The following is a 14,299-nucleotide window of genomic DNA, read 5'->3' as shown; positions in this document are numbered from 1 at the left end:
GCATGCTTTAGATAAAAAAAATCCCGCAATTATGCGGGGAAGCCCAAGAAAATCTGGGGATAGTGTCGGAATGTTGTCGTATCGGAATTCGCTGTTGTATTCGGGTTAGTGTTCTTGCTCTTGCTCTTCGGCTATGCCTTGCCAACGGCGCATCTCTACCCAAATACCAATAATCGTTGCTATTATGCCAAATATTGGCATCAGTGAGGTCTCTGTCGATGAGCGTAGTACTAACGCACAAAAAGAAATAAAACAGAGAACTGAATAAATTGTTAATCTATCTAATCCTGTCAACATCGCCACTCCTTAGCTAGTTGCCTTTGTTTCGGGTTGTTATCAACTTGTTAATTAAGTTATAGGAAATGACTCCACTTGCCAAGCACTTATTGCATATTTTTTCTGCAGACGTATTATTCACAGGTTAGATAGATATAGAGATACAAACCATGACATTCAAACCTGAACTGGCAACCCATACTTTAGAAGCTGAAGGCCTGCGTTGCCCAGAACCAGTAATGATGGTCAGGAAGACAATTAGAAACATGCAGGATGGCGATGTGTTACTGGTAAAAGCTGACGACCCTTCGACAACTCGTGATATTCCGAGCTTTTGTCGATTCATGGATCATCAGTTGGTAGGCCAAGCGACAGAAACCTTACCTTACCAGTATTTGATCAGAAAGGGATTGGAGGCGTAACGCCCCACCTAAATATCAAGCATCAAAAAAGCCGCTCGTACCTGATGTTCTTAAACAGAACTCAGAGTACGAGCGGCTTTTTGTTTATTCGTTTCTAGACTTGTTTTGCAGATGCTCAAGCTGATGCTGAATTTCTCGAATATCTTTGCGCATCGGAATAATATGCGCGACCCGAATCCAAGCCTCTACCGCAAGCCCAGTCATGATCATCGAACCGGCCACCATCGGTAACCACATGTCCGTCAACACCATGCCTAATAGTGTAAGTGCAAGACCAAAGGTAAATAGATAGCTTTGGCTTTGTGGAGTAATACCCATATAACGCGTCAACATAATCATGCCCTCGTGTTCTTAACTCACAAGATTAAAATATCATGACAAGTATGACAGTTATATGTCCATTCGCTCGATAAACCCCACAATACTGTAAGAGTATGACCTACAACACATTACTCTACTGGTTGAGTATAATAAGACTCAATACCACCGCTTAATAGAAAGCAGCTCCGATAGCCAAACCCACAAATAACAAAGCAGTGATCTTACGAATCAGATCAAGAGGCATCTTATCCGCAGAAAGCTTACCGATGATCACCACTGGCACATTCGCCAGCAACATACCGATCGTAGTACCTAGAATCACCCACGTTAATGCATCAGAGTATTGAGCCCCTAGAATGGAGGTCGCAATCTGAGTCTTATCGCCAATCTCAGCAATGAAGAAAGCAATAAAACTGGCGACAAATGGGCCTCGATTCGAGATCTGCTCATCATCGTCTAATTTATCAGGAATCAGAATCCAGCCTGCCATCGCAATGAAACTGACCACCAGCACCCATTTCAACACTTCAGGAGATAAATAATCCGCGACCACAACTCCAAGCCATGCGGCAAGGGCATGATTGGCAATAGTGGCAAAGAAGATAGCCGCGATGATAGGTATCGGTTTTCGATATCGACTGGCTAATAAAAGGGATAGCAACTGAGTCTTATCACCGATCTCGGCTAAGGCGACAGTTGTAATTGAAATTGCTAAAACGCTCACGACATGCTCATTTGGGACGGAGATTATTATATTTAACCAAAGACAAACCTCGCGCCCCATCCCGGTTCACGATGCTTGTCTAAGGTCTTGCTAAGCGCCACCAAGGTGGTGGTTGCCTCGAACGCCATGATGATTTTGCATCAATTATGTTGACGGACGAACTCATTCAATAGGATATGAATAAGTAAGCTACTCCCCAAAGACCGCGAGATTTTAATCACCCACGCTTTCAAACACAAGTGTCAAAGTTATCAAAATATCCACTTGTGCCGAAAAACAAACATTAAAGGCAAAAAAATCCACTAAACGACATTTTAGACCACTAATTAAACAAGATTACCCCTACTCGCTTTACCAATATCTCGGTATACTCAGAGGTTATTTTTATCATTCATTTAAAAGAATCGCGCGAACCTGACTATGCAAAAATACGATATCAAAACCTTCCAGGGAATGATCCTCGCGCTGCAGGATTACTGGGCACAAAACGGTTGTACCATTGTTCAACCACTAGATATGGAAGTAGGTGCTGGCACCTCTCACCCAATGACATGTCTACGTGCACTTGGCCCAGAGCCAATGTCTACGGCATACGTTCAACCTTCTCGTCGTCCGACCGATGGTCGTTACGGTGAAAACCCGAACCGCCTGCAGCACTACTATCAATTCCAAGTAGCTCTAAAACCTTCTCCAGATAACATCCAGGAGTTGTACTTAGGCTCGCTTGAAGTTCTTGGTGTCGACCCACTTGTTCACGATATTCGTTTCGTAGAAGACAACTGGGAAAACCCAACGCTAGGCGCATGGGGTCTTGGTTGGGAAGTATGGCTAAACGGCATGGAAGTGACTCAATTCACTTACTTCCAACAAGTTGGCGGTCTTGAGTGTAAGCCAGTAACGGGTGAGATCACTTACGGTATCGAGCGTCTAGCAATGTACATCCAGGAAGTAGACTCTGTTTACGACCTTGTATGGAACGTAGCACCAGACGGTTCTAACGTGACTTACGGTGACATCTTCCACCAAAACGAAGTTGAGCAATCAACATACAACTTCGAGCACGCAGACGTAGATTTCCTATTCACTTTCTTCGACCAGTGCGAAAAAGAGTGTAAAGAGCTACTTGAGCTTGAGAAGCCACTGCCGCTTCCAGCTTACGAGCGCATTCTAAAAGCAGGCCACGCATTCAACATCCTTGATGCGCGCAAAGCTATCTCTGTAACAGAGCGTCAACGTTACATCCTTCGTATCCGCAACCTGACTAAAGCTGTTGCAGAAGCGTACTACGCGTCACGTGAAGCACTTGGCTTCCCAATGTGCCGATCTGTAGAAGAAAAGGAAGGTAAATAATCATGGCGAAGAATTTTCTAATTGAACTGGGTACGGAAGAGCTTCCACCAACGGCACTTCGTTCTCTAGCTGAAGCCTTTGCTTCTAACTTTGAAGCGGGTCTTAAAACGGCTGAGCTTTCTCACGAAGGCATCAAGTGGTACGCAGCACCTCGTCGTCTAGCACTAAAAGTGACGGCACTGGCTGAAGGCCAAGCAGACAAAGTCGTTGAGAAGCGCGGTCCTGCAATTTCTGTCGCATTCGATGCGGAAGGCAACGCGACTAAAGCTGCACAAGGTTGGGCTCGTGGTAACGGTATTACTGTTGAGCAAGCTGACCGCCTGAAAACAGACAAAGGCGAGTGGCTTCTTTTCAAACAAGAAGTAGTTGGCAAACCTGTTCAAGAATTGGTGATGGACATCGCTGCGAAAGCACTGGCTGGCCTACCAATTCCTAAAGCAATGCGCTGGGGTAACTCAGACATTCAATTTATCCGTCCAGTGAAAACACTGACAGTACTACTAGGCGATGAGCTTGTTGAAGGCAAAATCCTAGGCGTAGCTTCTGCTCGTACTATCCGTGGTCACCGTTTCATGGGCGAACAAGAGTTCACAATCGACTCTGCTGACCAATACCCTGCGATCTTAGAAGAGCGCGGTAAAGTAATGGCAGATTACGATGCGCGTAAAGCGATCATTCTTGCTGATGCTAAAAAGGCAGCGGAAGCTGTTGGCGGTATTGCTGACCTAGAAGACGACCTTGTTGAAGAAGTGACGTCTTTGGTTGAATGGCCAGTAGTGCTTACAGCTAAGTTTGAGCAAGAGTTCCTAAAAGTGCCTTCTGAAGCTTTGGTTTACACCATGAAAGGCGACCAGAAGTACTTCCCTGTTTATTCGCATGAGATTGGTGACGCTGAAAGAAGCCTACTACCGAACTTTATCTTCGTTTCGAACATCGAGTCTAAAGAGCCTCGTCACGTAATCGAAGGTAACGAGAAGGTTGTACGTCCACGTCTTGCTGATGCTGAGTTCTTCTTCAACACAGACCGTAAGCGTCCGCTTATCGACCGTCTTGCTGAACTAGACCAAGCTATCTTCCAAAAGCAACTTGGTACAATCAAAGACAAAACAGACCGCATCACAGAACTTGCTGGCTACATTGCTGAGCAAATCGATGCTGACGTTGAAAAATCTAAGCGTGCAGGCCTACTGGCTAAGTGTGACCTAATGACATCTATGGTATTCGAATTTACGGATACTCAAGGTGTGATGGGCATGCACTACGCGACTCACGATGGTGAAGACGAGCAAGTAGCACTAGCACTTTACGAGCAGTACATGCCTCGTTTCGCAGGTGACACACTGCCAAGCACTGGTATCTCTTCTGCAGTAGCAATGGCAGACAAGCTAGACACTATCGTAGGTATCTTCGGTATTGGCCAAGCTCCAAAAGGTTCTGACCCATTCGCTCTACGTCGTGCATCACTGGGTGTGCTACGTATCATCGTTGAAAACGGCTACAACCTAGACCTAACCGATCTAATAGGTAAAGCGAAAGAGCTACTAGGCGACAAGCTAACTAACGACAACGTTGAAGCTGACGTTATCGACTTCATGCTAGGTCGTTTCCGCGCATGGTACCAAGATGCTGGTTTCAGCGTTGATATCATCCAAGCGGTACTAGCACGTCGTCCAACTAAGCCAGCTGACTTTGACCAACGTGTTAAAGCCGTTTCTCACTTCCGTGAATTGGAAGCAGCAGAAGCACTAGCAGCAGCGAACAAGCGTGTAGGTAACATCCTTGCGAAATTCGATGGCGAGCTACCAGCTGAAATCGATCTTGCTCTGCTTCAAGAAGACGCAGAGAAAGCTCTGGCTGAAAACGTTGAAGTAATGACAGAAGCATTAGAACCAGCATTCGCGACAGGCAACTACCAAGAAGCCCTAAGTAAACTTGCTGATCTACGTGAACCCGTTGATGCATTCTTCGACAACGTAATGGTTATGGCTGATGACGAAGCGCTTAAGAAGAACCGTCTAACGCTACTGAACAACCTACGTAACCTGTTCCTACAGATTGCTGATATTTCTCTTTTACATAAATAAGCAATATTGCAGAAAGAAGTTGTTCTTCCGATTGGTTAGTACGACTTAGGTAAATACCCAAAGGGAAGCGAAAGCTTCCCTTTTTGTTTTTGTTAACCAAGCATTTTTTGAGACAGATATTGGTTATTTATACGAACTCGAAGTAAGCGCTCAATGATTGAAACAGCAGAAACTAAACAAAAATATAAAGCATCTTCGTTATTATCAAAGCGCATTCAATAAGAAATCGGTAAGTAATTAGATAAACATTGTTGAGTTTTTTTTCGTGTGAGGGCAATTCGTGCTTTGCGCCGCAAAAACATTGCGGTATGTTCGAATATTACCCACTGTAACCCGCCACGCTCGGGTTCATAAGATTGATCATAATCTACGAATAATAATCACAATGAATTAGGTATACGAAGCAATGCAATTCTCAAAGTTTGGTGAAAAGTTTAATCGATACTCTGGAATCACTCGTTTAATGGATGATTTGAATGATGGCCTGCGCACTCCTGGTGCAATCATGCTCGGTGGTGGTAACCCAGCCGCTATCCCAGCCATGCTCGATTACTTTAACCAAGCCAGTGCCGACATGCTCGCCAGTGGAGAACTCATCGCCGCCCTCGCCAACTACGATGGTCCGCAAGGCAAAGACAGCTTCATCAAGTCGTTAGCTACAATGCTAAAAGATACTTACGGCTGGGACATCAGTGAGAAGAACATTAGCCTAACTAATGGCAGCCAAAGTGGCTTCTTCTACCTATTCAACCTACTAGCAGGCCAACAGCCTGATGGCTCACATAAGAAAATCTTGCTACCGATCGCGCCGGAATACATTGGCTACGGCGATGCGGGCATTGACGACGATATCTTTATCTCTTACCACCCAGAGATCGAGCTGCTTGAAAACAGACAGTTCAAATACCACGTCGATTTTGAACAGCTAAAAGTTGATGACTCAGTTGCGGCTATCTGTGCCTCTCGTCCAACCAACCCAACGGGTAACGTACTGACCGACGAAGAAGTGCGTAAACTGGATAAGCTGGCGCGTGAAAACAACATCCCGCTACTGATCGATAATGCCTACGGCCTACCATTTCCAAACATCATCTTTGAAGATGTGGAACCGTTCTGGAATGAAAATTCGATTCTGTGCATGAGCCTATCTAAACTCGGCTTGCCGGGTGTGCGTTGCGGTATCGTGATTGCGAGCGAAGAAGTAACACAAGCATTGACCAACATGAATGGCATTATCAGCTTGGCACCCAATAGTGTTGGCCCTGCGATTGCTAACCACATGATTGAAAAAGGCGATTTACTACGCTTAAGCAGCGAGGTAATCAAACCTTTCTATAAAGACAAATCTCTACGTGCGGTTGAGCTGCTTCAAGACGCTATTGATGATCCACGTTTCCGTATCCATAAGCCTGAAGGCGCGATTTTCTTATGGCTATGGTTTGATGAGCTACCGATTACCACCATGGAGCTGTACAACCGACTCAAAGCTCGTGGCGTATTAATTGTTCCGGGTGAATACTTCTTTATCGGTCAAGAAGACGAGTGGGATCATGCTCATCAGTGCTTGCGTATGAACTACGTACAAGATGATGAAGCGATGCAGAAAGGTATCACTATCATCGCTGAAGAAGTGAAAAAGGCTTACAGCGAAAGTAAATAGAGATTCCCTACTCGGTCGTTCCTCCCTCTATGGAATGACGGTGATAGGACAAACAAAAAAGAGCACCGACCTTCTTCAAGGTACTGGTGCTCTTTCACTTTTACTTCCCGATAATGTTTGTCACTTGAATACCCTAAATAATTGGGGGTTCAGCTAGGCGACTAGAAAATTCAGCCCTATGAGCATAGGGAACCTATGTAATTAGGGGGAATTTACGACGTCAACAACGCTGTAGCTTCAAGTATGACGGGTATTAGCCTTCTAGTAGGCTATTACCGTTGATAGCAATCTTACGCGGTTGCATCGCTTCTGGGATCTCGCGTTCTAGGTCGATGTGAAGGAGACCATTTTCCATGCTTGCGCCTACCACTTTTACATAGTCAGCCAGTTGGAATTTACGTTCGAAATCGCGCTCTGCAATACCTTGATATACGAAGGTTTTCTCTACTTCTTCTTTACGCTCACCTTTCACAATTAGCGTATTCTCTTTTTGAGTCAGATCTAATTGGTCATCTGCAAAGCCAGCGACTGCCATAGTAATACGGTAGTTATTCTCGTCTTTTTGCTCGATGTTATAAGGAGGGTAACCGCCAGAAGTATTTTTCGATGTGTTCGCTTCCATCATGTTGAATAGACGATCGAAGCCGATTGCGTTGCGGTAAAGTGGAGTGAAGTCTACAGTTCTCATAATGCTATCCTTTTAGTAAGCAATAGTCTTAGCTGTGATTTTTACTAAGATCGAACTTGTGAGTGACCCAGTAAACAGCTAAGGGATTCAGTTTGCATTCCTCGGGTTTCGCCTCTTTTGGCGACAACGCTGGGACATGACAATGAATCAATTTTTAAATTGTGTGCTGCCAAAGTTATCCTCTATTGAGCGATACTCTAGCAACGGTTATGAAGGTTCTGTTTCTTCTCTTGTAGAGCAAGACAGTCATCCTCTTCACAACTAGATATGTGGATTGAGCAAAATAGTTTCAAGGGATTATTTTCAATTATTTTTTCAACTCAATATTTTTCAGTAACTTAAAAACAAAAAGACCGCCATTTCTGGCAGTCTTTTTAATTATAAATTTAGTTTTTTGAGACGAAGCTATTTCGTTTTAGTTCAAGGAAGAGGCGCGTAGCATACGAATGTATGTGAGCACCTCTGACACAGAAATTAAGCGAAAGAGCGAAGTATCAAAGATACTAAACGTCTAGGTTTGCTACTTTCAATGCATTCTCTTCGATGAAGTTACGACGCGGTTCTACTTGGTCGCCCATCAACGTTGTGAACAACAGATCAGCACCAACAGCATCTTCAATCGTTACTTGCATCATACGACGAGTTTCAGGATCCATCGTTGTTTCCCAAAGCTGATCAGGGTTCATCTCACCTAGACCTTTGTATCGTTGTAGGCTCAGGCCACGACGAGACTCTTTCACTAACCAGTTCAGAGCTTCAACAAAGCTAGAAACCGCTTGAGTACGCTCACCACGCTTGATGTAAGCGCCTTCTTCAATCAAGCCGTCAAGCGCTTCAGAAAGGTCTGCTAGCTTACCAAACTCTTTCGAGTTGATAAGGTCAATGCTGAGTACATGTTCGTGAGTAACACCGTGTGTACGTACTACAATCTTAGGAACGCTTAAACCTAGCTCTTCGTGTTTTTCAACTTCAAGAGAGTATTGGCTCGCACCCGCTTCTTTGCCGTTTAGCTGCTCTACAAGCTGCTTACCCCAAGCTTCAACTGCCGCTTCATCATGACACTGCTCAGCGGTTAGGCGAGGTACATAAATCAGTTCGTGAAGCAATGCTCGTGGGTAACGACGGCTCATACGATCAACCAGCTTAATACCTGCATTGTATTGATGAACAAGCTTCTCTAAGCCTTCACCAGCAAACGCAGGTGCTTCAGGGTTTACGTGCAATTCTGCATTGTCCAAAGCCAAAGATACTTGATACTGGTTCATCGCATCTTCATCTTTGATGTACTGCTCTTGCTTACCCTTCTTCACTTTGTAAAGTGGTGGCTGAGCAATGTAGATGTAACCACGTTCAATCAACTCTGGCATTTGACGGTAGAAGAATGTCAGTAGCAGAGTACGGATGTGAGAACCATCGACATCGGCATCGGTCATGATGATGATGTTGTGGTAACGCAGTTTATCTGGGTTGTATTCGTCACGACCAATACCACAACCAAGTGCTGTGATGAGCGTTGCAACTTCTTGAGAAGACAGCATTTTATCGAAACGTGCTTTCTCTACGTTAAGGATTTTACCTTTAAGCGGTAGGATTGCTTGGTTCTTACGGTTACGCCCCTGCTTAGCTGATCCGCCAGCAGAGTCTCCTTCCACAATGTATAGTTCAGACAGTGCAGGATCTTTTTCCTGACAGTCAGCAAGTTTACCTGGAAGACCCGCTAAATCTAATGCGCCTTTACGACGTGTCATCTCACGAGCTTTACGCGCTGCATCACGAGCACGCGCTGCATCGATAATTTTAGAACAAACGATTTTCGCTTCACCTGGGTTCTCAATTAGGAACTCAGACAGTTTCTCACCCATTGTAGACTCAACGGCAGATTTCACTTCTGAAGAAACTAGCTTGTCTTTAGTTTGGCTTGAGAACTTAGGATCTGGCACTTTCACCGAAACAATCGCTGTCAAACCTTCACGAGCATCATCACCTGATGTTGAAGTCTTCGCTTTCTTCGAGAAGCCTTCTTTATCCATGAAGCTGTTCAATGTACGTGTTAGTGCACCACGGAAACCCGCTAAGTGAGCACCACCATCACGTTGAGGGATGTTGTTGGTGAAACAATAAATATTTTCTTGGTAACCGTCATTCCATTGCATCGCAACTTCAACGGTAATACCGTCTTCACGCTCATGATCGAAATGGAATATTTTCTGGATAATCGGTGTTTTGTTGGTGTTTAAGTGCTCAACAAACGCTTGGATACCGCCTTCGTATTCGAAGTGATCCATTTTATCTTCTTCGCGCTTATCAATTAGCTTAATTGATACACCTGAGTTCAAGAATGATAGCTCACGTAGACGCTTAGCTAAAATGTCGTAATGGAACTCGATGTTAGTGAAGGTTTCTTCACTCGGCCAGAAACGAATCTCTGTACCTGTTTTATCCGTGTCACCGATAACCGCTAGTGGCGCTTGAGGCTCACCGTGGCAGTATGTTTGAGTGTGGATTTTGCCACCGCGATGGATAGTAAGAGTAACTTGCTTAGAAAGTGCGTTAACTACTGAAACACCAACACCGTGCAGACCACCAGATACTTTGTACGAGTTATCATCGAACTTACCACCAGCGTGAAGAACCGTCATGATTACTTCTGCTGCTGATACTTTTTCTTCTGGGTGCAATTCAGTTGGAATACCACGGCCGTCATCGCTTACTGACACAGAACTATCTTCATGGATAGTTACGATGATGTCATTACAGTGACCAGCGAGTGCTTCATCAATAGAGTTATCTACCACCTCAAAAACCATGTGGTGCAGACCGGTACCATCATCCGTGTCGCCAATGTACATTCCAGGACGCTTACGTACCGCATCCAGACCCTTCAGTACTTTAATACTCGATGAATCGTAATTATCTGACATAGTTACTCTCTGACTAATTATCCTTGCTCTATTTTGCCATGTTCCACATGAAACATCCTGCTATTTTCGTCATGCATATCTGCAATCTGATCAGCGGTAATAGAGCTTACAAAAACTTGAGCCTTGGTCGCCTTTAAACACTCAGCAAGACGTGCTCGGCGTTGGCTATCTAATTCGGAAGCGAAGTCATCTATCAAATAGATGCATTGCTTACCTGTCATTTGAGTGAGGTGTTGCCCTTGTGCTACTCGTAGCGCGCACACCATCAACTTCAACTGACCTCGTGACAAGACATCTTCCACTGGAGTGCCGTTCACTTTTATCTTTAGATCTGCTTTGTTTGGCCCACTAAAGGTGTAACCAAGCTGCTGATCCCTTTCAAAATTCTTTTCTAATATCTCGGCGTATGGGGTGTCTTTGTCCCAACCTCGATAATAGTTAATCTTTATCTCAAACTCAGGTAAGAAGGTCGCACAGATTTCTTCGGCGACTTCTTTAAGCTGTTCAACGTAAGTGGCACGCCACTGGCTGATGCTTTCAGCTAAACGGGCCAACTCTTGATCCCAATAGCTCAGCTCTTGATAGTGTGTTGCCGTTTTCAATAAGGCGTTTCGCTGCTTATTGAGGCGCTTCACCCTACCCCATGCATCATAAAAACCCGACTCACTGTGGAAGACTCCCCAATCAATGAATGCGCGGCGATGCTTAGGTCCATCGGTTAGTAAATCAAACCCTTCCGGGTGAATCAACTGCAAAGGTAAAACCTGAGCTAACTGAGCCAATTTTTGCCCAGTTTGACCGCTTATTTTAACCTCTGTTGTGCCATCGCGCTGCTTATTAATGCCAATTGGCAGCTCAAATTGATCCGAGGTCATAAAACGGCCATGGACAAACAGCTCACTGCACTCGTTTTGTATGATACGACCGGTGAGTGAACTCTTAAATGAGCGACCATGTCCGAGCAGATACACCGCTTCAAGGACGCTGGTTTTGCCGCTTCCGTTAGCCCCTATAAGAAAGTTAAAGCCTGATGACGGTTGAATGTCACAGGCTTCTATATTTCTAAACTGCTTAACGATTAAGCGCGATAAAGGCATAACGTCTTCATATTAATCTTCAATCACGACTCGATAGGTCAACATATGACAGCTTATAAGCGAATAGGCATAACAACGTACATCGCGCTGTCGTCTTGAGCGTTCTCGATAAGAGCACTCGCATTGGCGTCTGACATTGAGATGCGAACTTGTTCACAACGCAGCGTATTCAATACATCCAATACGTAGCTTACGTTGAAGCCAATCTCTAGTGCGTCACCATCAAAGGTTACGTCTAGCACTTCTTCCGCTTCTTCTTGCTCTGGGTTATTCGCGGTAATGCGCATCTCGCTATCTACAAGATTAACGCGAACACCACGGAATTTTTCATTCGACAGAATCGCAGCACGAGAAAACGCTGAACGTAACTCATCACAGCCAGCTTCTAATGTCTTGGTGGTATTTTGCGGCATTACGCGGCGATAATCAGGGAAACGACCATCAACCAGCTTAGAAGTGAAGACATAGTTGTTCACTTCAGCACGCACATTAGAGTTACCAATTTGAAGCGTTACCGGTTGCTCTGGTGCATCCAGTAGCTTCACTAGCTCTTGCACACCTTTACGAGGAACAATGATCTGCTTCTGAGCAAAATCGGCACCCAGTTGCGCTTGAGATACCGCCATACGGTGACCATCAGTTGCAACACTACGTAAGATAGAACCTTCAATCTCAAACAACATACCGTTGAGGTAGTAACGAACGTCTTGGTTCGCCATTGAGAATTGGGTTTTCTCGATAAGACCGCGCAATTCAGCTTGTGTCACTGACACTTCAACTTCACTGCTCCAATCTTCAATGTTTGGAAAATCTGCCGCAGGTAATGTTGCTAATGAGAAACGGCTACGACCAGAACGAACCTGAACACGGTCACCATCCAAGACCACGGTGATCACTGAGCTATCAGGCAAACCGCGACAGATATCTAGGAACTTACGTGAAGGTACGGTAATGCTGCCCGCTTCGAAATCACCTTCAAGCGTTACACGGCTGATCAGTTCAACTTCTAGATCCGTTGCTGTCATCGACAACACGTTATCTTCTACTTTAATCAGTAGATTTCCTAGAATTGGAAGCGTTGGCCTGCCACCGAGTGCGCCAGAGACTTGTTGTAATGGCTTAATCAGGTGACTACGTTCAATGGTAAATTTCATATCTTGCTCTTACGGTCTAAATGGCACTGCGTAATAGTACGTGGCCAAGATTCTGCTTATTAAGGTTAAGAATACTGTGTATTAAGAAGAAAGGGTACGAATCAAGTTCGAATAATCTTCTTTAATGTCGTGGCTCTCTTCACGCAGCTGAGCAATCTTACGACAAGCATGCAGTACGGTCGTGTGGTCACGGCCACCGAATGCATCGCCAATCTCAGGCAAGCTGTGGTTAGTTAACTCTTTAGCCAGTGCCATCGCCAGTTGGCGTGGACGAGCAACAGAACGAGAACGACGTTTAGATAATAGATCAGCAACTTTGATTTTGTAGTATTCAGCGACTGTCTTTTGAATGTTATCAATGGTGACCAGCTTTTCTTGCAGTGCAAGTAAGTCACGCAGAGCTTCACGCACGAAATCGATCGTGATCGGACGACCAGTGAAATTTGCATTCGCGATAACACGGTTCAATGCGCCTTCTAGCTCACGAACGTTAGAGCGTAAACGCTTAGCAATAAAGAATGCCACTTCATCCGCAAGGTGAATTTGGTGGTCTTCTGCTTTCTTCATTAAGATCGCAACACGAGTCTCAAGCTCTGGCGGCTCAATCGCAACCGTCAAACCCCAACCGAAGCGAGATTTCAGACGATCTTCTACCCCGTTGATCTCTTTGGGATAACGGTCAGACGTTAGGATGATCTGTTGGTTGCCTTCAAGCAGCGCATTAAATGTGTGGAAAAACTCTTCTTGAGAACGCTCTTTATTCGCAAAGAATTGGATGTCATCGATAAGCAATGCATCAACACTACGGTAGTAACGCTTAAACTCTTCAATCGCGTTGTTTTGCAGTGCCTTTACCATATCCTGAACAAAACGCTCTGAGTGCATATAAACCACTTTCGCATTCGGCTTATTATCAACAATGGCGTTACCCACCGCATGCAACAAGTGCGTTTTACCTAAACCAGTGCCGCCGTATAGGAATAACGGGTTGTAGGCTGTTCCTGGATTGTCAGAAACCTGACGAGCCGCAGCCAAACCCAGTTGGTTCGACTTACCTTCAACAAAGTTATTGAACTTGTGTTTTGGGTTGACGTTTGAACGGTGGTTAAGGTCAACCGCTACAGGTTCTTCATCACGCCAGATATTGTGGACAGGCTTGCGAGCCTGCAATTGCGCAGGTGCAGATGACTCAGCGGCTACATCGGCTGCTGTACGGGTACGAGCTGGGGCGATAGTCTCAGATTTTGGAGCAGTAACTCGTTTACTTCCAATCTCAAAATGAAGATGTGGAATATCATTACCACAATATTCTTGTAGCAAACGGTTAATGCTATTTAGGTACTTATCGCGCACCCAATCGAGTACAAATCGGTTTGGTGCAAATAGAGTTAGAGTATTACCATTGAGCTCCGCTTGTAACGGACGTACCCACATACTGAATTCTGTAGCTGGTAATTCTTCTTGAAGCTGTTGCAAGCATTGCAACCAAAGCGAAGATGACACGGTGCCCCACTCTATTTAAGTTATATGAAATGACCGTTAATTTTACCTGTTGATAAGTCAGATCACCAGCAATTGATCACAGATCCAGTGAATAAGATC

At 44.8% G+C, this 14,299-nt stretch carries 12 protein-coding genes and 1 riboswitch; of the genes, 4 read left to right on the top strand and 8 right to left on the bottom strand.

All coding sequences use genetic code 11. The features are described from left to right. Positions 1 to 105 precede the first annotated feature (105 nt). Positions 106 to 297, bottom strand: a complete 192-nt coding sequence (locus tag K08M4_RS00060; protein WP_086048502.1) for a hypothetical protein — start codon at positions 295 to 297, stop codon at positions 106 to 108. Positions 298 to 446: 149 nt separating this feature from the next. Here K08M4_RS00060 and tusA point away from each other — a divergent pair, with 149 nt between their 5' ends. After that, a complete protein-coding gene (tusA, locus tag K08M4_RS00055; RefSeq protein WP_004736675.1) occupies positions 447 to 698 on the top strand; it encodes a sulfurtransferase TusA in 252 nt (83 codons plus the stop codon). A gap of 84 nt (positions 699 to 782) precedes the next feature. Here tusA and K08M4_RS00050 read toward each other — a convergent pair whose 3' ends face one another. Beyond that, the gene (locus tag K08M4_RS00050) at positions 783 to 1,037 is read right to left on the bottom strand and encodes a hypothetical protein (protein ID WP_004736676.1); all 255 of its coding nucleotides are present in this window, start codon (positions 1,035 to 1,037) and stop codon (positions 783 to 785) included. Positions 1,038 to 1,188: 151 nt separating this feature from the next. Further along, the gene (locus K08M4_RS00045; RefSeq protein WP_086048501.1) at positions 1,189 to 1,743 is read right to left on the bottom strand and encodes a TMEM165/GDT1 family protein; all 555 of its coding nucleotides are present in this window, start codon (positions 1,741 to 1,743) and stop codon (positions 1,189 to 1,191) included. 34 nt (positions 1,744 to 1,777) lie between these two features. Next, positions 1,778 to 1,953, bottom strand: a riboswitch (yybP-ykoY riboswitch). Positions 1,954 to 2,163: 210 nt separating this feature from the next. On the opposite strand from K08M4_RS00045, the gene glyQ reads away from it, so the two are divergent. The 3 genes from glyQ to K08M4_RS00030 all read left to right on the top strand — a co-directional run bounded on the left by glyQ (position 2,164) and on the right by K08M4_RS00030 (position 6,837). Next, on the top strand, positions 2,164 to 3,093 hold the full coding sequence (gene glyQ / locus K08M4_RS00040) for a glycine--tRNA ligase subunit alpha (protein WP_004736678.1): 930 nt from the start codon (positions 2,164 to 2,166) through the stop codon (positions 3,091 to 3,093). A gap of 2 nt (positions 3,094 to 3,095) precedes the next feature. After that, positions 3,096 to 5,177, top strand: a complete 2,082-nt coding sequence (gene glyS, locus K08M4_RS00035; RefSeq protein ID WP_086048500.1) for a glycine--tRNA ligase subunit beta — start codon at positions 3,096 to 3,098, stop codon at positions 5,175 to 5,177. A 406-nt stretch (positions 5,178 to 5,583) separates the two neighbouring features. Then, positions 5,584 to 6,837 (top strand): valine--pyruvate transaminase, encoded by a 1,254-nt coding sequence (locus tag K08M4_RS00030; protein WP_086048499.1) that lies wholly within the window; start codon positions 5,584 to 5,586, stop codon positions 6,835 to 6,837. Between the two features lie 253 nt (positions 6,838 to 7,090). Here K08M4_RS00030 and K08M4_RS00025 read toward each other — a convergent pair whose 3' ends face one another. The 5 genes from K08M4_RS00025 to dnaA all read right to left on the bottom strand — a co-directional run bounded on the left by K08M4_RS00025 (position 7,091) and on the right by dnaA (position 14,200). Further along, on the bottom strand, positions 7,091 to 7,525 hold the full coding sequence (locus K08M4_RS00025; RefSeq protein ID WP_010433156.1) for an Hsp20 family protein: 435 nt from the start codon (positions 7,523 to 7,525) through the stop codon (positions 7,091 to 7,093). Between the two features lie 503 nt (positions 7,526 to 8,028). Beyond that, positions 8,029 to 10,446, bottom strand: a complete 2,418-nt coding sequence (gyrB, locus tag K08M4_RS00020; RefSeq protein ID WP_086048498.1) for a DNA topoisomerase (ATP-hydrolyzing) subunit B — start codon at positions 10,444 to 10,446, stop codon at positions 8,029 to 8,031. Between the two features lie 17 nt (positions 10,447 to 10,463). After that, the gene (recF, locus tag K08M4_RS00015) at positions 10,464 to 11,543 is read right to left on the bottom strand and encodes a DNA replication/repair protein RecF (RefSeq protein WP_086048497.1); all 1,080 of its coding nucleotides are present in this window, start codon (positions 11,541 to 11,543) and stop codon (positions 10,464 to 10,466) included. A gap of 53 nt (positions 11,544 to 11,596) precedes the next feature. Continuing rightward, positions 11,597 to 12,697 carry a DNA polymerase III subunit beta gene (gene dnaN / locus K08M4_RS00010; protein WP_017107516.1) on the bottom strand — a complete coding sequence of 367 codons (1,101 nt, stop codon included), beginning with the start codon at positions 12,695 to 12,697 and terminating at the stop codon, positions 11,597 to 11,599. Between the two features lie 81 nt (positions 12,698 to 12,778). Next, positions 12,779 to 14,200 carry a chromosomal replication initiator protein DnaA gene (gene dnaA, locus K08M4_RS00005; protein ID WP_065111976.1) on the bottom strand — a complete coding sequence of 474 codons (1,422 nt, stop codon included), beginning with the start codon at positions 14,198 to 14,200 and terminating at the stop codon, positions 12,779 to 12,781. Positions 14,201 to 14,299 lie beyond the last annotated feature (99 nt).

The sequence above is a fragment of the Vibrio syngnathi genome, from assembly GCF_002119525.1.
GTDB lineage: Bacteria > Pseudomonadota > Gammaproteobacteria > Enterobacterales > Vibrionaceae > Vibrio > Vibrio syngnathi.
The sequence above is the reverse complement of the archived record's forward strand: the minus strand, read 5'-3'. Positions and strand labels throughout refer to the sequence as shown.